The sequence below is a fragment of the Thermogemmatispora carboxidivorans genome (genome assembly GCF_000702505.1).
Classification (GTDB): Bacteria; Chloroflexota; Ktedonobacteria; order Ktedonobacterales; family Ktedonobacteraceae; genus Thermogemmatispora; species Thermogemmatispora carboxidivorans.
This window is the reverse complement of the sequence record NZ_JNIM01000001.1, coordinates 1,623,001-1,644,262: the sequence shown is the minus strand read 5'-3', so window position 1 is coordinate 1,644,262 and position 21,262 is coordinate 1,623,001. Positions and strand designations below refer to the sequence as shown.

Below are 21,262 nucleotides of genomic sequence, written 5' to 3'. Positions count from 1 at the left end.
CCTACCCTGATGATGAGCTGGTAAGGGGGCCAAGCGCATCAAGTGTCCTCCTGACACTGGCGAGATCAGGGTCAATAATGACCGTCTCGGCGCGCGGGACACCGGTCTGATGATCTTTGAGCAAATTACCGGTGAGGATAGCAACCACGCGCTCATTTGGCTTGATTATACCAGCCCTGACAAGCTTGCGAATGCCGGCTAGCGTTGCTGCAGAGGCAGGCTCACAGCCAATACCGGCGCGGTCAATAACGGCCTTCGCTTCCAGGATTTCTGGATCACTGACCTCCTCAACGAGGCCCGCACACTCCTCGATCACCAGGCGAGCGCGGGCGTAACTGACCGGATTTCCGATCTTAATAGCGCTCGCCACCGTTTGAGCCTGGACCGCATGTCGACGGGCGAAGCCTTCGCGGTAGCTCCGGTAGAAGGGGTTTGCGCCGGCAGCCTGGATAGCGGCCAGGCGCGGCAGGCGGCTGATCAGCCCTAGATCGCGCGCCTGACGGAAGGCCTTGCCCAGGGCCGAGGTATTTCCCAGATTGCCAGCGGGCAGAACCAGCCAGTCGGGAGCCTGCCAGTCGAGTTGCTGCAACAATTCAAAGGCGATCGCCTTCTGGCCTTCGACGCGGAAAGGATTGAGCGAATTGAGCAGATAGATGCCCAGCTCATCACAGACCTGCTCAACGAGCTGCATGGCGGCATCGAAGTCGCCATTGATCTGCACCATGTGGGCCCCATAGGCCAGCGTCTGCGATAGCTTTCCGCCAGCAACCTGGCCAGCAGGCAGAAAGACCAGGGCCTGCAGGCCGGCCAGAGCGGCATAGGAGGCCAGCGAAGCCGAGGTATTGCCAGTTGAAGCGCAGGCGACAGCTCGCGCCCCCATCAGGCGAGCCATCGTCACGCCCACCACCATTCCGCGGTCTTTGAAACTCCCGGTCGGATTCTCTCCCTCATGCTTGAGATAGAGCTGGGCCAGACCAGCATAGTCGCCGATGCGCTGCAGGCCAGGGCTGGCCAGGGTCTCCTGCTGCTGATCACTGCCCACGGCGTACAACGTTGTATTGCCCTCTGCTCGCGAGATAACGGCCTCTTCAGGGATGGGCAGAATCAGCTCGCGATAGCGCCAGACACCACTGCGCCGCGAAACAGCAGCGCCTGGCGCACCCGGCACCAGCGCGGCCCGCTCCGCGAAGAGCCGACGCCAGGCGGCAGCCTCATCATGGGTCTGCAGAGCTGCCCCAGCCTGGAAGGCGAGCGACGCAGGCAAGTGGAGAGGGATCTCGACATCGAGCACCTCACCACAATCGCAGCGATAGCGCGCCGCCCGCCCCGGCTCCAGCACCGGATAGAGCGTCTGGCAGGCCACACAGCGCAGGCGCACCTCTTCCAGCGCCTGGCGAACAGACAAAGAGGGCTGGATCTCCTCCTGACGATCAACGCTAGCGTCCAAGCGACCCCTCCTTTACCGGTCGGGCAGGCGACCAGCAGAATTGATCTTCATAGTAACGAGCGCGCGGACGGCGCACTCGCTGATGACGAGGGTTGATCACTCGCGCCCCATGCTTATCGGCCCGCAGGATCATACCGGTTCCTTCCACGCCGTGGGCACGAGCGGCCTCCTGCATCGCGCGCAGAATCTCCTGGAAGCGCGAACTTGCAAGAGCAATTAAAGAAGAACCACCTCCAGAAAGAGAAGCACCGTGGGCCCCGGCAGCCACCGCAGCCTGAATAATATCGGGCATGGCAGGAAAGAGCGCCTGCCGATAGGGCTGATGCAAACGATCCTGCATGGCCTCGCCGATCAACTCATAGCGCCCCGCCTGCAGAGCCGAGAGGAGGAGCGCCACACGCCCGGTATTGAAGGTCACATCATCCTTGGGGTAGCTGGGGGGAAGCAGCTTGCGACCAGCCAGCGTATCCATTGAGAACGAGGGAGTAAAGATGACCGCCTTCAGGGCAGCCGGGAAGGGGGTCTTGACCGCATGAATCTTGCCATCTTTGACCGTGGTCGCTACCAATCCTCCCAGGAGAGCCGGCGCCACGTTGTCAGGATGATTCCCCTGCTCACTGGCTACCGCCTGTTCCAGAATCTCCTGCTCAGAGAGCGTCAGACCCCGCAGACGCAGAAACTCGCTGGCCGCCACCACACCACCAACGGCAGCAGTGGCACTGCTCCCCAGTCCAGCCCCCGGCGGAATGTGAATCAGCATGCGAATGCGTACCGCTGGCGGCTCTATTCCTTTAGCAGTAAAGACCGAGGAAAATGCGCGGAAGAAGAGATTTTCAGGACCAGTGGGAAGACCTGCCCCCAGACTCCCTTCGATCTGGATGACAGGACGCTGCGGATCATGACCACTCGCTACAACCTCAAAGCGGTTGTAGAGCTGTAAAGCCAAACCAAGGCTATCGAAACCCGGCCCCAGGTTAGCCGAGGTGGCCGGTACGAGCACAGTGAAAGCGACAGGAAATACCGGTGCCATCGCCACGGGCCTCCTGTCTTTCAGCTGCAAGACCTTCCATTGCTCTCAGCATCTCCTTTCTGTCTGCTTTGTCAGCGGACAAGAGTGGCTTTTATTGTAGCACGCACTTGGGCTACTCGTCAGTAGCCACGGCGCCAATAAGACGGGCCTGGGAGCGAGGGGGACGGCTCCCCCCGTGTTCACCGCTCGCTCTGGCTCAGGTAAGCGAGACAGGCAACAAGAAGGGCAAGGCTCCCCCACCCGGCTCCACAGCGCCTCTCTCCCTATTCGTAAACGGGTGTCAGCCAGTGGCGATACGTGTCGTTTTCGCCGCGACAGGCTGCCAGATAGAGGGCCTGCAACTTCATCGTAAAGGGACCAGGGCGCCCGCTGCCAATCGGGCGGTGGTCGACACTGATCACCGGCGAAACCTGGACGCCAGTCCCACAGAGGAACATTTCTTCGCTGGCATACAGCTCCGTGCGATCAATGCGCCGCTCTTCGACGGTCATGCCAAATTCATCGCGCACCAGCTGAATCAGAGCATTGCGCGTGATCCCTTCGAGAATGTCTTCAGAGGGAGCCGGAGTGATCAGCTTGCCGTTGCGCAGGATGAAGAGATTACAGGAACTGCCCTCTGAGACATAGCCATCGTGCGTCAGCATGATAGCCTCGTCAAAGCCGCTGGCCAGAGCGTCTTCGGTCGCCAGGGCACTGTTGACGTAGCCCCCCGTCACCTTGGCCCGCACCGGCATGGCATTGCTGTTGGCCCGCCGCCAGCTTGATGTGCAAACCCGCAAGCCCGACTCGATGTCCACATAGTTACCCATGCCAAAGGTATAAATCGCAAACTCATCTTTGAGACCAGTCAGGCGCGGCTTGACCGTCAACGAAGCCTTATAGGCGATCGGTCGAATGTAGACATCTTGCCGATAGTTATGCTTTCGCAGCAACTCAATTGTAATACGCTCCAAATCCTCCATAGAATAGGGAAGATTGAAACGCATTACATTCCATGAGTGCATCATTCGCTCATAGTGTTCGCGCATTTTCAGCACATAGAGCTGTTCTTGAGCGGCATTCCAGTAGGCGCGGATTCCCTCGAAGCAGGCAGTACCGTACTGCAGGGCATGGGTAGCAATGCTAATCCTGGCCTCAGCCATAGGCACAACGCGGCCCTCGAAGAAGGCATAGCCCTCCAGCGGGTCCTGAATCGAGACCTTCTGCGGTGTGGCTTCCTGAGAACTCTGTGTCTGCGTCACGACCTCACTCCTTCGATCGATACAGGCAAAGCGCAGGGGCAAAGGCATCGTCCCACGCGCAAACAAGAGAATAGTACAAAAAAGGAATAAGGCGCAAGGGCGTGCCGCTCAAACCTCTGGCGGACACACCCTTGCGGGCCAGAAGCTCTCTCTTGACCGTTGCTAGACCTGTCTCGTCTGCCAGTTGGCCAGTCGGGATAGGAGCGGAGAGGGGCGCTCTTCCCGGCAAGCCGGGGCAGGGCAGGGCAGCCGTGGCCTCAGATCGCCGAAGGCGTCTCCAGGCTGCTTTCGACGATATAGATCAGATCGTCGTCGGTCACATACTTCTTCTCATCGGCGAGAGCGATGAAGCGCGCATAGGCCTTCTTCAGCTGCTCGGCATTCAAGCGATAGCCGAGCTGGCGCAGGCGGGCGTCGAGGCCGTGGCGTCCGGAATGTTTGCCGAGCACCAGGCGTGTATCGTCCCAGCCGACCGACTGCGGTGTCATGATCTCGTAGGTCAAGCGATTCTTCAGCACGCCATCCTGATGGATGCCGGCCTCGTGAGCGAAGGCATTCTGGCCCACAATAGCCTTATTGGGCTGCACAGGGATACCCGTCAGGCGGCTGACTAGCTGGCTGGCCGCAACAAACTCGTGGGCATTGATGCGCGTATCGGCCTGGAAGACATCCGGGCGCGTGCGCAGGGCCATTACCACCTCCTCCATCGCTGTATTGCCGGCGCGCTCACCGATGCCATTGATGGTCACCTCCACCTGTCGAGCGCCGCCGCGGATCGCCGCCAGGGTATTGGCGGTGGCCAGGCCGAGGTCATCGTGGCAGTGGGCACTGAGCACCACATCGTCCATGCCCGGCACATGTTCGCGCAGGTAGCGGAAGAGCATCTCATACTCATGCGGCATCACGTAGCCGACCGTATCGGGCACATTGATCGTTGTAGCACCCGCCTTGATGGCCAGCTCGAAGACGCGGCAAAGATAGTCCCAGTCGCTGCGGGTAGCATCTTCCGCCGAGAACTCGACCCGCGGGCAGAGATTGCGCGCGTAGGCCACCATAGTCTTGACCTGCTCCAGGGCCTCCTCGGGCGTGATCCTCAGCTTATACTTCAGGTGGATATCAGAGGTAGCCAGAAAGACATGGATCACTGGCTGATCCGCCTCGCGGACGGCTTCCCAGGCCGCATCGATATCCTCGCTATTGGCGCGCGCCAGACCGGCGACGGCCACATTGTGGCCACGCACGCGCTGCGCGATAGCCTTCACCGCAGCCAGGTCTCCGGGTGAAGCTGCCGGAAAGCCAGCTTCGATGATATCGACGTTCAGGCGCACGAGCTGCTCAGCAACTTGCAGCTTCTCCTCGGTGGTCATGGTGGCGCCAGGCGACTGTTCACCGTCACGCAGAGTTGTGTCAAAGACACGAATTACCGCAGGATCTTCCATTGTTGTTGTTCCTCCTTGTGACCATTCACCGGGCGACGAGAGGCCATTTGTCGGCGTCCCGCCACCCGTAGCGCAGGCAAGCCGATGAGCGCGCCGGCGGCCAGGCCAGCAGGCTCGTCACCGGCGGGCCAGCTCAGGCTGCTCCTTTCCTCACTTCTTGGTCGGCCCCGCAATTTCAGGCCGCTTGTCTACAGGTTTGAGCCAGGGCATCATCGCGCGCAGCTCGCTACCGACCTGCTCGATCTGGTGCTGCGCGTTGGCGCGGCGCATTGCCTGGAAAGCCGGGCGCCCGGCCTGATTCTCCAGAATCCAGCGTGTCGCAAAGGTGCCGTCCTGAATCTCGCGCAAGATCTTGCGCATCTCGTTACGTACCTGCTCATTAATGAGGCGCGGCCCAGAGACGTAGTCGCCGTACTCGGCGGTGTCGCTGATCGAGTAGCGCATATAGCTCATGCCGCCCTGGTACATCAGGTCAACGATCAGCTTCATCTCGTGGAGGCATTCAAAATAGGCCACCTCGGGCTGATAGCCAGCCTCCACCAGCGTTTCGAAGCCGGCACGGATCAGGGCCGTCACGCCGCCACAGAGTACCGCTTGCTCGCCGAAGAGATCGGTCTCAGTCTCCTCGGCGAAGGTCGTGCGCAGCACGCCGGCGCGTGTGCATCCCACGGCGCGGGCATAAGCCAGTGTAAGGGCTTCCGCCTGCCCGGTCGCATCCTGATGGACAGCCCACAGGGCCGGCACGCCTACGCCTTCGGTGAAGAGCCGGCGCATCATATGGCCGGGACTTTTGGGGGCTACCATTGCTACATCAATATCGGGAGGCGGCACGATCTGTGAATAATGGATGCTGAAGCCGTGGGCGACCATCAGCATCTTGCCCGGGGCCAGACCTGGACGAATATCGCGCTCAAATACTTCGCGATGGTACTGATCAGGGATCAGCAGCATAATGATGTCGGACTGCGCCGCCGCCTCAGCGGTCGTCATGACCTGCAATCCATCGGCCTCGGCTTTCTCGCGGCTCTTGCTGCCTGCTGGCAAGCCAATTACGACATTGCAGCCGTTGTCACGCATGTTGAGGGCATGGGCATGGCCCTGGCTGCCATAGCCAATGACCGCCACACGCTTGCCCTGAATCAGCTCAAGATTGGCATCTGCATCGTAGTAGATATTCGCCATTGACTGCTTCTCCTCCTATTCATCGCGCGCAATCGCCAGACAACCGCTGCGCGCCAGTTCGCGAATGCCATAAGGCTGGAGCCGCTCCAGGAGCTGCTCCACCTGCTCACCTTTGCCGGTAACCTGCAGCGTGAGCGTTTCGGGCGCCAGATCGACGGCCTGCGCCCCAAAGTGCTGGCCCAGTTCGATGATCTCGCTGCGGTTGGCCGCGGTGCAGTTGACCTTGACCAGGGCTAGCTCACGCTCGATCGCCCGCCCAGCCGGGAAGAGGAGCACCTGACGAACGTCGACAATCTTGCGCAACTGCTCGCTGAGGTGCTCGACGCCGACTTCGGCATCGTCGACGACCACAGTGACCCGTGCGACTCCGGCCTCTTCGCTCGGGCCGACGACGAGGGTGCGCATGTTGGCCCGGCGGCGACGCAGCACATTGACCACCCGATCAACTGCTCCCTGGCGATCGTCGACCAGCAGCGCCAGGGTATAGAGGCGCGCGCTTCCCTGGGGGGCATCCGCCTGCCCGGCACGCGCTGAGGCGATAGCCTGCTCTGTCATGTCTGATCCCATCCTTCCGTCTGTCCTCACAACCTGCCCGTTATTCTCGCTCGATAATCATATCGGTGATGGCGGCTCCAGGAGGCACCATTGGGTAGACGTTGGCCTCGGCCTCGATGGCAAAGTCGATGATGACCGTGCCAGGGGTCTGCATGGCCTGCTGCACGGCGGCCTGGACATCTTCGCGTCGCTCTACCCGCATGCCCGTCAGGCCATAGGCTTCTGCCAGCTTGACGTAATCCGGGCTGCTAATAGGAGTTTCAGAGTAGTTACGCTGGTGGAAAAATTCCTGCCACTGGCGCACCATCCCGAGGTAGCCGTTGTTCATGATGGCCACCTTGATCTCGACGCCCTCATCGCGGAGCGTCGCCAGCTCCTGGATATTCATCTGGAAGCCGCCGTCTCCGGCCACCACCCAGACCGTGGCCTCGGGTCGCCCCATCTTGACGCCCATCGCCGCCGGCAGGGCGAAGCCCATCGTGCCGAGGCCGCCAGAGGTAATATGGCTGTTGGGACGAGTCCACTTGTAGAAACGGGCTGTCCACATCTGGTGCTGGCCCACATCGCTGACCACCGTGGCCTCTCCATCGGTGACCTCGTAGATGGCATCCAGGATATCGGTCGGTGTGGGATAGGGCACAGGGCGGCTCAGGCGGCGAGCACGCTCTTGCTCCTCGGCCTCCCACTGGCGCAGCTCGCTAAGCCACCCCTGGTGATTCCCTGGTTCAACAGCCTCCACCAGGGCCGCCAGGGCTGCCTTGGCATCGGCCAGAATGGGTACGACAGCCGGCTTGACCTTGTTCAGCTCCGAGGGATCGATGTCGATATGGATGATCTGCGCCTGGGGAGCAAATTCGCTCACCTTGCCGGTCACGCGGTCGTCAAAGCGCAGACCAACACCGATAATCAGGTCGGTGACGCCAATCGCGCGGTTCACAAAGGCCGGCCCATGCATGCCCGGCATGCCCAGGAAGAGTGGATGATCAACCGGGAAGGCGCTCAGGCCGAGGAGGGTGGTGATCACCGGGATGTTGGTCTTCTCGGCCAGGGCACGCAGCTCGGCATAGGCATTTGAAAGGATGATGCCATGACCAGACATAATGACTGGGCGGCGGGCCTGAGCGATGAGGCGTGCAGCCTGCTGAATGGCCTCGGGTGCCGGTTGGGGCACGCGCGTCGCGCGGTAGAGTTCGATCGAGCGCACGGAAGCAGCAGGGCGATAGACGGTCTTGGCGAACTGGACATCCTTGGGAACATCGACCAGCACTGGGCCGGGGCGCCCGCTGCGGGCGAGCTGGAACGCCTCATGCACCACATCCGCCAGTTCCTCAACATGCCTGACCAGGAAGTTGTGCTTGGTGATGGGCAGGGTCAGGCCAAGAACATCGGTCTCTTGGAAAGCATCGCGTCCGATGAAGGGACGACCCACCTGGCCCGTGATGGCGACTACCGGCGTTGAGTCCATGTAAGCGGTGGCCAGGCCGGTCACCAGATTGGTGGCGCCCGGACCACTGGTAGCCACGCAGACCCCAACCTTGCCGGTGGCACGCGCGTAGCCATCGGCGGCATGGGCCGCGGCCTGCTCATGGCGCACCAGGACATGATGCAGCCGCGGATAGGCGGGGAGCGCGTCATAGAAAGGCATAATCGCGCCACCCGGATAGCCATAGAGCAGCTCTACGCCCTCGCGCACCAGGGCCTCGCAGAGAATGTGACTACCTGCCAGCTCGCGCGCTTCATCGGTAGCGTGCGCACTGGCCCTACGGGCATCTCCTGACTCCTGAGTAACCGTCGCAGTTGTTGTCATACTACCTTCCTCCTTAACCTAGGGGCGTCCCTGCATAGCTCGCTAGACTTGATTCGACGTGTGTGTGATAGACGCTTGAGACCAGATAATGCAAGTGAGACTGCTGCGAAACGCCCTGCAAGCAATAAAAAACGAGGAACCGCCCTGCCGGGAGGCCCTCGTTAGGTTACCTGCGCTGGATCGGGTTGCGTCGTTGCTCCCGCTACTCTCCTCTCGGCGTGCCAGGCGTAAGGCCCGTGGTAAGCGTTACGAGGCTAAGGCTAAGGCCCGTAAGGCTTACCAACCCGCTAAGGGTAAGGCTAAGGCCAATAAGGAGCACAAGCCCTACAAGGAGGAGCGTGGATGCAATCGCAATAGCTAGAGGGACCACAAATAAAGAAATCGGCGTCAAGACGCCGATTTTCAGAATAAGGAGGAGACCAGCCATCATAGCAGCGGACATGGTGGCCGTAGCCGTAGCCGCAGCCGCAGCATGCCCCATACCACCACGCATAGTGGCAGCAGCAGAGCGACAGCCCTTGGCAGGCTGTTCAGCCCGAGACATCGCTTCGGCCCGCTGGTTGCCGGTACGACACGCTGCTGACATGCTCACTGGCTCCTTCTCTCAGAGATCTCGCTACCTTTGTGCGTGTTTGCTGTTCCGTACTTCTTCCGCTCCGCGCGATTGCTCAGCTTAGAGCAGGGAAAGATACCCTCTGCGCCAAACAACCTTCTCAACAGCTAGAGAGATGATAGCTTGCTTGCAAGAGACGTTCAACAGTAAGAGGCCAACCGTTGCCTCAAACCTGCTGCGCTGGCTTCTCTCCACCGCGAGCTGGCCCAGTTTCTTCCTGATTTCTCACCAGCTTGCCATACAGAGAGAGCATAAGAGCATGCGCGGCATCTCGGAGGTAATTGACTGCGGGCGTCGTTGCCAGGCCGTCTTGCGAACCCCGTACCTGCTCTTCTTCCCTTTTCCACCTACCACCCTAGTGGAGCCACTTCTTCGTAGCGGGTCCTGCTGTCTGAGAGGATACACCACTCGTTGGAGTTTGTCAACCCCTGAATCGCTTTCTACTCCTGTTGGCGCGAGCTGTGAGAGCGATGAGGGCAGGCTGGAGGCTGCTCGGGCCGCTCTTTGGTTCGTGATAAGCTCTGCCAGGAGGGGATCACCAGGGTGAGAGGCAGCTCCCTCTTCGCTTGCTCTGCTCAGCAGAAGAGGGAGCCAGGTGCCTGGATAGAGCGGAGGGCAGCGAGAGAGCAGCTGGTATTGAGAAGGTCCAGCGCCAGCTACAGCTACTCCTGATCCTGTGGCCTTGCAAGGTGGGCACGATGCAAGTAGCTATAGCGGGCCCCCGCTCGCGACAGCTCACTCTTCATGACGTCCAGGGTCTCCACGGCGTGTTGTGGCAGAGAAGCCGGCACGCGGATCTCGTAGAGCAAGCGCTGCAAAGCCTGCTGCTCCTCGCGTGAGAGCGGCCTCTTGAGGCGTGCCAGCGTCAAATGGGGAGAAAAAGGACGCTCCTCGGGAGGGAAGCCCCGCGCCTGTAGCTCACGCATGAGTGCTTGCTGCAAGGCCCGCATCCGTCCCGAGGCATCCTCGAGGCCCATCCAGATCACGCGTGGCGCGCTGGCCGGTCCAAAGGTGCCAAGTCCTGTTAAGCGATAGCTGAAAGGCGGCACCTGGCGCGCTGCAGCCTCGCTGGCCTCAATTGCCTGTGCCAACTGCTCATCACTCAACTCTCCCAAAAAAGCCAGCGTCACATGTAACGAGGCCGGTTCAACCCAGCGCGCCGCGGGTAAAAGATGCGTGCCACGGGCAATGGCTCGTCCCAGAAAGGTTTGTAGCTCTGGGCTGAGGTCGAGAGCAAGAAAAGTGCGTGTCATCGCAAGCAAGCGTTCCCCTCACGCGGCGAAGAGCATGGCATCCAGCTCTTCACCATCGATGGTCTCAACCTCGATCAAGCGCTCAGCGATAGCGACCAGCTTCTCACGTTTCTGGCGTAGAATGTCGAGAGCCGTCTGATGAGCCTCCTCTACCAGGCGCGCAACCTCGGCGTCGATGCGGGCCGCCATCTCGGGGCTGATCAGGGTAGTGCCATCCTCATTCATTTTGAGGGCCACATTGCCCAAGGCGCTCATGCCAAACTCGCAGACCATCCGCCGTGCCAGTGCCGTCACGTACTCGATATCCTGACTGGCTCCTGTGGTGATGTCGCCGAAGATCAATTCTTCAGCAGCGCGCCCTCCCATAGCGCCGGCCATTTTCGCCAGCAGCTCCGAGCGGCGCAAGAGATAGCGGTCCTCCAGCGGCGCCTGGAGCGTAATGCCCAGGGCCATGCCGCGGGCGATGGCCGTCACTTTGCGTACTGGGTCTGCGCCGGGCAGCGAGCGCATGACGATGGCGTGACCTACCTCGTGATAGGCAATGATGGCCTTTTCTGCTTCCGTAATGACCCGGCTTTTACGCTCCGGCCCTGCCATCACTCGCAAAATAGCCTCTTCTAGCTCAGCATTGCCGATAGTGTCACGGTGCCGACGAGCCGCCAGGAGCGCCGCCTCATTGAGGAGGTTGGCCAGATCAGCCCCTGAGAAACCCGCCGTCTGGCGCGCTACGTGCTGCAGATCGACCTCCTCCGCCAGGGGTTTTCCATGAGCATGGACCTCCAGGATCGCCAGGCGTCCGCGGATATCCGGCTTATCCAGGACAATTTGCCGATCGAAGCGGCCTGGACGTAACAAAGCCGGGTCGAGAACATCGGGCCGGTTGGTGGCGGCGATTACGACGACGCTGCTGTTTTTCTCGAAGCCGTCCATCTCGACGAGTAGCTGGTTGAGGGTCTGCTCCCGCTCATCGTTCCCGCTGGCCGCCGAGGCATGGCGTTGACGACCAACAGCGTCAATTTCGTCAATGAAGATGATGCAGGGAGCATGGGCCCGCGCCTCGCGGAAGAGATCGCGCACACGTGCAGCCCCCACACCAACGAACATCTCGACAAACTCAGAGCCGCTAACGCTGTAGAAAGGGACGCCCGCTTCACCAGCGACAGCGCGCGCGAGCAGCGTCTTGCCTGTACCCGGCGACCCCACAAGCAGAACCCCGCGCGGCGTACGCGCCCCCATCACCCGGAAGCGCCCGGGCTGCTTGAGGAATTCAACGATCTCTTCTAGCTCAACTTTGGCCTCTTCAACCCCAGCAACATCTTTGTAGAGGATTGATGGACGACTCTCGTGAAAGCGCCGCGCGCGCGAGCGAGCGAAAGGGAGGGCCGAGGCTCCAGGACCAGCCCGGCGCAGGAGGAAGAAGGCCCCACCGACAACGAGAGCGACAAAGAAGAGATAGGCCAGTCCCTGCTCCCAGCTCGTATGCTGCCCGTTATCGACAGTCACAGTGACCCCGTCCCTCCGCAAAAGGTCGGTCAGGGTCTGCCCCTCTTCCTTCAAAGCATGGTATTGCTGACCGCTCCGATCGCGCGCGTAGACATCGCCGCCACTGATCAGGACACTCTGGAGGCGGTGATGGTCGGCCATATCAAGCAAAGCGCTGATCGGCACTTCGTGCGTGGTTACTCCCATCAAGGGAGTGCGTACGACGCGCATGGTCAGTAAGACGAAGAGCGCGGCACTCACCAGAATTAGCGGCAGAACCAGACGTAGCCAGGGGTTCTGCTTCCAGAACGCCTTCAAAGAGAATCGTCGCTTGTCCTTCGACGATGATTCGTGCTTGTGCTCAGGAGACCTATCCATGCATCCTTTAAATCCTTCTTACAACATCTACTTCCAGGGCAGGTTATGTATCCCCAGAGTATATCAAGGTAGCTCTCAGTGTTTTAGATCGGTTCAAATATGTGATTACTATAGCCCGCTACCGCCCGGTTTAGCAAGTCTGTAGCTGATTGTACCAGGAGGGAAGGGTCGGCAGGCAGACCCTTTTTCCCAGCTTCTTGCGCTCGTGCCAGAATCAGGGAGAGTGGCCCCTCTCGACGGGACTGGAAATCGTTCCCGGCCCGTGCCATAATGATTCTGTTCCTCAGTCGGCAGCACCAACGACGCTGAAGATACCGACGACAGCGGCATGCCCTACTACTCAGCATGCCTGAGCAGCTCAGCGCACGACTCGCAGGAGATGGAACGGAACGGAAAGGAAAGATCCTATGTCATCCAGGAAGCGCGAAGAAGCAGAAGAAGCAACTGCAGCGCGACCACTGCTGGTGAAGACGCTCCAAGAGGTGGCCGATGAGGCCCTGGAGATCGGTTCCAAGCGCCAACCCTTCAGCGCGGAGAGCCGTTACAAGGCGCCCCGCATTCGGGATGCGCGCGTGGTTCATAGCGTTTGCCCCTATTGCGCTGTGGGTTGCGGCCTCAACGTCTATGTGAAAGATGGCCAGGTGATCGATATTGAGGGGAACCCAGACAGCCCGATCAACCACGGGACACTCTGCCCCAAAGGGGCGGCGACCTTTCAGTATACGGTGAATCCCAGCCGCCTGACGCGCGTACTCTATCGTGCCCCCTACAGCGATCATTGGGAAGAAAAGTCGCTTGATTGGGCGATGGAGCAGATTGCGCTGCGTGTTAAAGAGACGCGGGATGCGACCTTTGTTGAGCGGCTTGCGGATGGGCGAGAGGTCAATCATACGCTGGCTATGGCCTCGCTGGGCGGTGCCACGCTCGATGTAGAAGAGAACTATTTGATGAAGAAGCTCTTCACGGGCGCCCTGGGTATCGTCTCCATCGAGAACCAGGCCCGTATATGACACAGCTCTACAGTGCCCGGTCTGGGCACAACCTTTGGGCGTGGCGGGGCCACGACCTTCCCACAGGACCTTGTCAATAGCGATTGCATTTTGATCATGGGCAGCAACATGGCGGAAGCCCATCCGGTGGCCTTCGCCAATGTTGTTAAGGCAAAAGAGCGCGGCGCCAGGGTTATCCACATCGACCCTCACTTCTCGCGTACCTCCGCGCTCGCTAACCTGTATGTGCCCATCCGTGCAGGGAGCGATATTGTTTTCCTAGGGGCCATTATTCGCTATCTGCTGGAGAATAAGGCCTTCTTTGAGGAGTATGTGCTGCATTATACCAATATCGCCACCCTGATCCGCGAGGATTTCCGCGATACCGAGGACCTTGATGGGGTTTTCTCGGGCTACGATCCCGAAACCGGGACCTATGATCCGACCAGTTGGGATTACGAGCGTGATGCCGAGGGCCGTCCGCTGAGCGATCCGACGCTGCAGCACCCACGCTGCGTTTACCAGATCATGCGCCGCCACTACGCACGTTATACGCCCGAGCTGGTCGAGCAGGTCTGCGGGGTACCGCGCGCTCTCTGGCAGCAAGTGGTCGATACTCTGGTCGCCAATTCGGGCCGCGAGCGCACGAGCGCGATCTGCTACGCCGTGGGCTGGACCCAGCAATCGAAGGGCGTGCAGATTATTCGCACGGCGGCTATGCTTCAGTTATTGCTGGGCAATATCGGGCGCCCAGGCGGCGGGGTAATGGCTCTGCGCGGCCATGCCTCGATCCAGGGGTCAACCGATGTCCCAACGCTCTACGATCTGCTCTCTGGCTATATGCCACAACCCGCGGCTCTGCTTGCCCCTGGAGAGGGAACCAGGCGTCCGCGGTCGGAGGAAGTGCAGGCCCCGGTCGCTGGCGAGGAGATGAGGCCGGTCGGTCCTTCACAACAGACGCTGGCCGAGTATATCGCTGCGGTCGGTCAGAAAACAGGCTGGTGGGCCAATCTGCCGGCCTATATCCGCAGCCTGTTGAAAGCCTGGTACGGCTCCTACGCCGATGAGGAGAACGGGGAGCGCAGCTATCGCTTCCTGCCTAAGATTATCAGTGACCATTCTCACCTGGCCACGAGTTACGCTATGCTCGATGGCAAGGTGCGCGGCTACTTCCTCTTTGGTCAGAATCCCGCTGCCGGCAGCACGAATGCCCGCATGCAGCGTAAGGCTCTGGCACAGCTCGACTGGCTGGTAGTGCGCGATCTCTACGAGGTCGAGTCGGCGGCTTTCTGGTACCGGGGGCCAGAGGGTGAGACGGTCGATCCCAGGCAGATCAAGACCGAGGTTTTCCTATTGCCTGCCGCCGCCTCCACGGAGAAAGAGGGTTCTTTCACTAATACCCAGCGTCTGCTACAGTGGCGCGACAAGGCCGTTGATCCCCCTGGCGACGCGCGCTCCGATCTGTGGTTTGTCTACCACCTCGGCAAGCGCTTGAAGGCGCTCTACGCCGATAGTCCCCACGAGCGCGATCTGCCGATCAAGGCTCTGACCTGGGACTACGAGCGCGAGACACCTGAACCCGGCTCGCGCATTCTCGATGAGCCAGATGCCCTGCTGGTGCTGAAGGAGATCAATGGCTATTATGCGCGTTCCGCCGATGGGAAGGAGTATTGCCTGCGTGAGGCGTCGCACGTGCCTGATTTCACGGTGCTTAAAGCCGATGGCAGCACGGCCTGCGGCTCCTGGATCTACAGCGGAGTCTATCCAGCACCGGAACGAAACCGCGCGGCGTCGCGTGACCCTTCCGGCTATACCTTCCCGAACTGGGGCTTTGCCTGGCCGGCTAACCGCCGTATTCTCTACAACCGCGCCTCGGCTGATCCCCAGGGCCGTCCCTGGTCAGAGCGCAAAAAGTATATCTGGTGGGACGAGGAGCGTCAGCAGTGGACGGGTTACGATGTTCCCGACTTTCCGCTGCGCAAGCCGCCAGATTATACGCCGTCGCCGGGTGCTACCGGGATCGACGCCCATTCCGGCAGCGACCCCTTCATCATGAAGCCGGATGGCAAGGGCTGGCTTTTTGCGCCGAGTGGCCTCAAGGATGGTCCGCTGCCGACACACTATGAGGCGGTGGAGGCGCCTATCGCCAACCCGCTGTACCATCGCCAGAGCAATCCTGTGGCTCGCTACTTCCGCGACCGACCCGATAATCGGCTGGCGGCGGTCGGCGACGAGCGCTATCCGATCGTGGCCACGACTTACCGCTTGACAGAGCACCATCTGAGCGGGCCGATGACGCGCTGGTTGCCCTGGCTGAACGCGCTCCAGCCGGCCCTTTTTGTCGAGATCAGTCCCGAGCTGGCCGCAGAACGCCAGATTCGCCACGGCGATGAGGTGATTATCAGTACGCCTCGGGGCGAGATCGAGGCGCGTGCTATGGTGACGCGACGGCTGCGTCCGCTGCGGCTCAATGGGCGCATCGTCCATCAGGTTGGGCTGCCTTTCCATTGGGGCTTCCAGGGCAAGACCAGAGGTAGCATCACGAACGATCTGACTCACATGGTGCTGGAACCCAATGTCAGTATCGAGGAGGCAAAAGCCTTCCTGTGCGATGTGCGTCCAGCACGACGAGGCAGGCGCTAACTCAGCACTCGCAGAGCGGCACGGCACTCCGGCCCCGGCAACCTGGCTGTGCAGATGGCCGCGCACTGGCAGTCTTGGCAATCTGCACCTGCGTCCCGTTCCCGGTGCCGCCGCTCTGGCACGCTGGCAGCAAAGGAGAGTAGACTATGGCGGTTGAAGCAGCGAGATCCCTGCCTGGGGTGCTCAAGCAGCTGCGCACCTTGCTGGAACCGCTGCGCAAGGAGGAGCCGCTGCCTCCACAGACAGCGGTGGGCTTTTTTACCGACACCAGTCTGTGTATCGGTTGTAAAGCCTGTGAAATTGCCTGTAAGCAGTGGAACCAGCTCCCTGCTCGTGAACCGGTCTGGGCGGGAACCAGCTATGATAATACGCGGGAGTTGAACGCGATCAACTGGCGCCACGTGCTCTTTATCGAACGCCTCGGGCGTCATGAGGAGGGCAGTCACGCTGGAGGGGGCACAGCGGGAACGGTCGCGGCTCCCACAGAGCTACCTTTCTTCAATCCCGATCGCTGGCTGATGCTGAGCGACGTTTGTAAGCATTGCGCTCATGCTCCTTGCCTCGAAGCCTGTCCGACCGGGGCGATCATTCGTACTGAATTCGATACGGTCTATGTGCAGCAGGACGTCTGCAACGGCTGCGGCTATTGCGTGGTCGCTTGCCCCTTCGGGGTAATCGCCCGCGATGCGTTGGGAGGAACAGCGCGCAAGTGCACACTGTGCTACGATCGCCTGAAGGATGGTCTGGAGCCAGCCTGCGCTAAGGTCTGCCCGACAGACTCCATCGTTTTCGGCCCGGTCGATCAGCTGCGCCAGCAGGCTGAGGCTCGTCTGACCCAGCTGCATGAGCGCGGTCTGCGCGAGGCCCGCCTCTATGGCGCCGACGATACCATCCTGGAAGGCGGCCTTCACGCTTTCTTCCTGCTGCTGGACGAGCCTGCCGTCTACAACCTGCCCGAACGCCCGTCACGTCCCAGCAGACACGTTCTACCCGCTTCCTTCTGGACAGCGCTGGCGGCGTTGGCCCTGGGTCTGTTCGGAATTTTCTCCTTCAGGAGGCGATGACGAGCGATGCAGCCAGAGAGGCAGAGCTTTTCCGCCTGGCTCGCCACGGGCCAGGCCCTGGCGCAACGGCTCCGGCAGATCTCGCGCGCCACTGGCTGGATGGATCTCCTGGCAGTGCTCAGCACAGGCTATCATCCAGACCCTGAACGCGAGCAGCAAGAGCCAACATATTACGACTATCCTGCTCTCAAAGAGCCGGTCTGGCGCTGGGAAATCGTCTGGTACTTTTTCTTGGGCGGCCTGGCCGCCGGCTGCTATTTCATCGCCAGCCTGGCGGCGCTCTTTGGCGGACCCGAGGATCGAGCGACGCGGCGAGCTGGCTACTATCTCTCGTTGTTAGCCTTGCTCCCCTGTCCGTTGCTGCTCATCAAGGATCTCGGACGCCCAGAGCGCTTTCTGAATATGTTGCGCATGTTCAAGGTGCGCTCGCCCATGTCAATGGGCGTCTGGTGCCTGGTCAGCTTCTCTTTCTTCAGCGGCCTGAGCGCCCTGATTCAGGCTGCACGCGACCACTGGCTGGGCCACTGGTGGGGGGCACACTGGCTAGCGCGTCTCCCTCAGCGCCTGCTGGCCCTCCCAGGAATGGCGCTCGCTCTCTTCCTGGGAGGCTATACCGGCGTTCTCCTGGCCACGACAAGCATTCCGCTCTGGTCGCGCAGCAAGATGCTCGGCGCGGTTTTCATTTCGTCGGCCATCTCTACAAGCTCGGCTCTGATCACCTTCGTGTTACGCCTCAGCGCTGCGCCTGCCGCCGCTCTGCACAAGTTGGAGCGCCTGGAGTGGGGCGCGCTCCTGAGCGAGCAGCTCGCCCTCCTGGCTTTTCTGCGGGGCTCCGGACGAGCCGCCCGTGTCCTCGTGGGTCATGGACCAGCCGAGCACGGGCCACGCTTCTGGCGCTTCGTGGCCATCGGCGGCTTGCTGCTGCCCTGGCTGCTCCAGACACGGCTGCTCCTCTCGCGCCGCACGCATAGCGAGGCAGACACGGACGGGATGGCAAGCCAGCGGCCAGAGCAGAAGCGCGTGAGCCTCAGCAGCTTGTGGCTCTCACTTCTGGTCCTCATCGGCGGCTATTTCCTGCGCCGCACGATCATTGAGGCTGGCCATCACTCCAGTCGCGATGCCCGTACCACGCTCTGGCATGCCCGAGCCGCCCGCTAACTACAAGTTCTGGCTCTTCCTCGCCTGATCAGCTTGCCCCTCCCCAGTGGCCAGTCCCACCGGCCACCCAGGGGCGATCTGACCAGGCGGACGAGAGCCTTTTTGCTTGCTTGTCCTGGCTCCGGCCTGTCCTGCCTAACCTGCCAGCGATCTTCAACTCTGAGCCAAGCCGCAGCGTAGATGTAATGAGTAAGAGGAAGTGACGGTGAGCCTGTCATTCCCCAGAGGTAAGCACTAGAGCAAGCTTTCAGCGAAAGAGTAGGAACCGAGCAATGGAGGAGCCTCAGCATCACAGCGGCAGTGGGTCCGACAAGGTGGGAACTGGAAGAATCACCAGCCGCTTAGACCCAGAGGTCTCGACCTCAGCGGCAAGCCACAGCGCAGAACCGGACACGCCAGGGGCGCAGGAAGGAACAAAGGCCACAGCCAGTCAGGATGAGGGCCTGCAGTTCGTTGTCGTCGAGGGCTTGCAGGTTGGACGTGGCGTTGCGCGTCTCGATCCACACGATATCGAGGCTTTGGGCTGTCAGCCCGGAGACATTGTCATGATCAGCGGCGCGCGGACCACTGCCGCCAGATTGTTGCCTGGCGTCCCGCAGCAGCGCGGGCAGCGCATCATCCAAATGGATAGCCAGGTACGCCAGAATAGCGATGCCGGCCTGGGCGAGCGCGTCACGGTCCGCAAAGCGCGAGTGCAGAGAGCGGAGAAGATCACACTGCTGCCGCTGACCCGCGGTGCGCCCATTCAAGAGAGCGACTTGCAGTACATCGCGCGCTACCTGGTGGGCCTGCCCGTCGTCACAGGCGACCTGCTTCGCCTCAACCTGCCGGGTACGGCGAGCCGCGAATTCTTGATTATTAGCACGGTGCCCGCCACACCCAGTTACCCTTCGCGCCGCTCGCAGCTAGAGGGGACAGCCGTCGCTCCCCTGGCCGAGCAGGACGAGCGGGCGGAAGTCGAAGCGGTCATCGTTCAGCCGGGCACCATTGTCCGCGCTCAGGCCCGCGGGGCCGGGCGCTCAGGCGGTCTGGGGCGCGTCAGCTACGAAGACATCGGGGGCCTGGGCAAGGAGCTACAGCGCATTCGCGAAATGATCGAGCTACCGCTCAAATATCCGGCGGTCTTCGATCGTCTGGGAGTAGAACCTCCTAAAGGGGTGCTGCTCTATGGCCCTCCAGGGACCGGCAAGACCTTGATCGCCCGCGCCGTCGCCTCGGAGACGAACGCAGCCTTTTTCGTGATCAATGGACCGGAGGTCATCAACAAGTTCTACGGCGAGAGTGAGTCACGTTTGCGCGAGGTCTTTCAGGAGGCCCAGCGCCGCGCCCCCAGCATCATCTTTATCGACGAGCTGGATGCGCTGGCGCCACGCCGCTCTGAAATGGGTGGCGAGGTTGAGCGACGCATTGTTGGCCAACTGCTGGCCCTAATGGACGGCATGGCCTCGCGCGGCCAGGTTGTTGTCATCGGAGCCACCAATCAGCCCAACGCGCTCGACCCGGCCCTGCGCCGTCCGGGCCGTTTTGACCGAGAAATTGCCCTGCGCGTCCCCGATCTCTACGGACGCATGGAGATCCTCCGCATCCACACACGCGACGCCGCCCTGGCTGGTGACGTCGATTTTGCTCGCCTGGCTCAACTGACCCCCGGCTTTGTGGGGGCCGATCTGGAGGCACTCTGTCGAGAGGCGGCCATGATCGCGCTCCGCCGCGTGCTGCCCTACATTGACTACCAGAGCGGCTATATTCCCTTCGAGACCCTGGTGAATCTCAATATCACGATGGCCGATTTCCAGGCCGCCCTGCGCGAGATCGAGCCATCGACGACCCGCGAAGTCTACGTCGAGGTCAGTGAAACGACCTGGGATGACATTGGAGGACAGACCCACTCCAAACAGCTGCTGACCGAGGGTGTGGAGTGGCCGCTGCGCTATCCCGAGATCTATAGCAAGGCCAAAGTTGAACCACCCCGCGGCGTACTGCTGGCCGGTCCTCCCGGCTCCGGTAAAACCCTCCTGGCACGCGCCCTGGCCAACCAGTGCAACGCGAGCTTCATCTCTATCAAAGGTCCCGAGCTGCTCTCAAAGTGGGTCGGCGAATCCGAGAAGGGGGTACGTGAGATCTTCAAGCGTGCCAAGCAGGCAGCTCCCTGCATCATCTTCTTCGACGAAATCGATGCCCTGGCACCGCGGCGCGGGGCCGAGCTGGACAACCATGTCGGCGATCGGGTGATCGCTCAGCTGCTGACGGAGCTGGACGGCATCGAGGGGCGCACGGGTGTTATCGTGCTGGCTGCCACCAATCGGCCCGAGCTGATCGATCCAGCCCTGCTGCGTCCAGGCCGCTTCGATCTGATCGTCGAGCTCACCTATCCTGATGAAGCCGATCGCCAGGCAATCTTCGCCGTGCACACGCGCGGCAAACCGCTGGCCCCCGATGTCAGCCTGGCGGAGCTGGCCCAACTGACACCAGGCCGCAGCGGCGCCGATATCGAGGCGATCTGTCGCCGCGCTTCGATGCTGGCCCTGCATGACTGGATCGAGCCGCGTTTGCAACAAGTAGGCCGCGTACAGATCAGCGAGGAGCAGGAGTCGAAGGTCTCCGGCACGGTCGGCACTCCCGGCCAGACAGCCCAGGCCAGCGGAGAGGAGAGCCACTTCTCTATCCGTCGCGCACACTTTCTGCACGCAATCGCCGAGCAAGAAGAGCGCTATCAGGCTCAGGCCAGGCTAGAGGCCGAGCGCGCCCGTCGCGACGAAGCACGGCAGCGCCTGCTTGATCTGGCCGCCAGCTACGGCAGCCTCGGGAATTCACCATCACAGACCGCTCTCCAACCACCAGCACTGCGCGGCTGGCGCCTCTGGCTCGCCCGTCTGCTCGGCCTAGTGCCGCGCCACTCTCAGGCAGGTCCCGCTTCCTCCTCCTGAAAGAAAGGGCGATGGCAAATTCATCCGCAGTGAAGCAAGAGAGCAGAAATCAGT

The 21,262-nt window shown here is 61.3% G+C and carries 13 protein-coding genes; 4 read left to right on the top strand and 9 right to left on the bottom strand.

Annotated features, from left to right (window positions below; genetic code table 11):
- Nucleotide 1 precedes the first annotated feature (1 nt).
- The 9 genes from thrC to ftsH all read right to left on the bottom strand — a co-directional run bounded on the left by thrC (nucleotide 2) and on the right by ftsH (nucleotide 12,427).
- Nucleotides 2–1,447, bottom strand: a complete 1,446-nt coding sequence (gene thrC / locus N688_RS06500; protein WP_052888519.1) for a threonine synthase — start codon at nucleotides 1,445–1,447, stop codon at nucleotides 2–4.
- A complete protein-coding gene (gene thrB / locus N688_RS06495) occupies nucleotides 1,437–2,477 on the bottom strand; it encodes a homoserine kinase (RefSeq protein ID WP_052888518.1) in 1,041 nt (346 codons plus the stop codon). Before thrB ends, thrC begins: the two co-directional genes overlap by 11 nt.
- Before the next feature lie 263 nt (nucleotides 2,478–2,740).
- Nucleotides 2,741–3,718 carry a branched-chain amino acid transaminase gene (locus tag N688_RS06490; protein ID WP_202901850.1) on the bottom strand — a complete coding sequence of 326 codons (978 nt, stop codon included), beginning with the start codon at nucleotides 3,716–3,718 and terminating at the stop codon, nucleotides 2,741–2,743.
- 257 nt (nucleotides 3,719–3,975) lie between these two features.
- Nucleotides 3,976–5,157, bottom strand: coding sequence for a 2-isopropylmalate synthase (locus N688_RS06485; protein WP_052888517.1), 1,182 nt, complete (start codon nucleotides 5,155–5,157; stop codon nucleotides 3,976–3,978).
- 150 nt (nucleotides 5,158–5,307) lie between these two features.
- Nucleotides 5,308–6,339, bottom strand: a complete 1,032-nt coding sequence (gene ilvC, locus N688_RS06480) for a ketol-acid reductoisomerase (RefSeq protein ID WP_052888516.1) — start codon at nucleotides 6,337–6,339, stop codon at nucleotides 5,308–5,310.
- A 15-nt stretch (nucleotides 6,340–6,354) separates the two neighbouring features.
- The gene (gene ilvN, locus N688_RS06475; protein WP_052888515.1) at nucleotides 6,355–6,894 is read right to left on the bottom strand and encodes an acetolactate synthase small subunit; all 540 of its coding nucleotides are present in this window, start codon (nucleotides 6,892–6,894) and stop codon (nucleotides 6,355–6,357) included.
- 40 nt (nucleotides 6,895–6,934) lie between these two features.
- On the bottom strand, nucleotides 6,935–8,701 hold the full coding sequence (gene ilvB / locus N688_RS06470) for a biosynthetic-type acetolactate synthase large subunit (protein ID WP_081838582.1): 1,767 nt from the start codon (nucleotides 8,699–8,701) through the stop codon (nucleotides 6,935–6,937).
- A 1,275-nt stretch (nucleotides 8,702–9,976) separates the two neighbouring features.
- Nucleotides 9,977–10,567, bottom strand: coding sequence for an RNA 2',3'-cyclic phosphodiesterase (gene thpR / locus N688_RS06460; protein ID WP_052888513.1), 591 nt, complete (start codon nucleotides 10,565–10,567; stop codon nucleotides 9,977–9,979).
- Between the two features lie 18 nt (nucleotides 10,568–10,585).
- Nucleotides 10,586–12,427: an ATP-dependent zinc metalloprotease FtsH gene (gene ftsH / locus N688_RS06455; RefSeq protein WP_052888512.1), complete on the bottom strand. Its 1,842-nt coding sequence runs from the start codon at nucleotides 12,425–12,427 to the stop codon at nucleotides 10,586–10,588.
- Between the two features lie 407 nt (nucleotides 12,428–12,834).
- Between ftsH and N688_RS06445 the strand changes: the two genes are divergently transcribed.
- From N688_RS06445 to N688_RS06430, 4 genes are all read left to right on the top strand, one after another.
- Nucleotides 12,835–16,059, top strand: coding sequence for a molybdopterin-dependent oxidoreductase (locus N688_RS06445; protein ID WP_156025326.1), 3,225 nt, complete (start codon nucleotides 12,835–12,837; stop codon nucleotides 16,057–16,059).
- Between the two features lie 146 nt (nucleotides 16,060–16,205).
- Nucleotides 16,206–17,123, top strand: a complete 918-nt coding sequence (locus N688_RS06440; protein WP_081838580.1) for a 4Fe-4S dicluster domain-containing protein — start codon at nucleotides 16,206–16,208, stop codon at nucleotides 17,121–17,123.
- 6 nt (nucleotides 17,124–17,129) lie between these two features.
- Nucleotides 17,130–18,281, top strand: a complete 1,152-nt coding sequence (gene nrfD, locus N688_RS06435; RefSeq protein WP_052888510.1) for an NrfD/PsrC family molybdoenzyme membrane anchor subunit — start codon at nucleotides 17,130–17,132, stop codon at nucleotides 18,279–18,281.
- Between the two features lie 272 nt (nucleotides 18,282–18,553).
- Entirely contained in the window at nucleotides 18,554–21,208 is a 2,655-nt protein-coding gene (locus N688_RS06430) for a CDC48 family AAA ATPase (protein ID WP_081838579.1), read from the top strand.
- The last annotated feature ends 54 nt before the right edge of the window (nucleotides 21,209–21,262 follow it).

Excerpts from the sequence above, each read along its gene's own strand:
- thrB (WP_052888518.1), bottom strand. The coding sequence starts at position 2,477 with ATGGCACCGGTATTTCCTGTCGCTTTCACTGTGCTCGTACCGGCCACC.
- N688_RS06485 (WP_052888517.1), bottom strand. The coding sequence starts at position 5,157 with ATGGAAGATCCTGCGGTAATTCGTGTCTTTGACACAACTCTGCGTGAC.
- ilvC (WP_052888516.1), bottom strand. The coding sequence starts at position 6,339 with ATGGCGAATATCTACTACGATGCAGATGCCAATCTTGAGCTGATTCAG.
- ilvN (WP_052888515.1), bottom strand. The coding sequence starts at position 6,894 with ATGACAGAGCAGGCTATCGCCTCAGCGCGTGCCGGGCAGGCGGATGCC.
- ilvB (WP_081838582.1), bottom strand. The coding sequence starts at position 8,701 with ATGACAACAACTGCGACGGTTACTCAGGAGTCAGGAGATGCCCGTAGG.
- thpR (WP_052888513.1), bottom strand. The coding sequence starts at position 10,567 with ATGACACGCACTTTTCTTGCTCTCGACCTCAGCCCAGAGCTACAAACC.
- ftsH (WP_052888512.1), bottom strand. The coding sequence starts at position 12,427 with ATGGATAGGTCTCCTGAGCACAAGCACGAATCATCGTCGAAGGACAAG.
- N688_RS06440 (WP_081838580.1), top strand. The coding sequence starts at position 16,206 with ATGGCGGTTGAAGCAGCGAGATCCCTGCCTGGGGTGCTCAAGCAGCTG.
- nrfD (WP_052888510.1), top strand. The coding sequence starts at position 17,130 with ATGCAGCCAGAGAGGCAGAGCTTTTCCGCCTGGCTCGCCACGGGCCAG.
- N688_RS06430 (WP_081838579.1), top strand. The coding sequence starts at position 18,554 with ATGGAGGAGCCTCAGCATCACAGCGGCAGTGGGTCCGACAAGGTGGGA.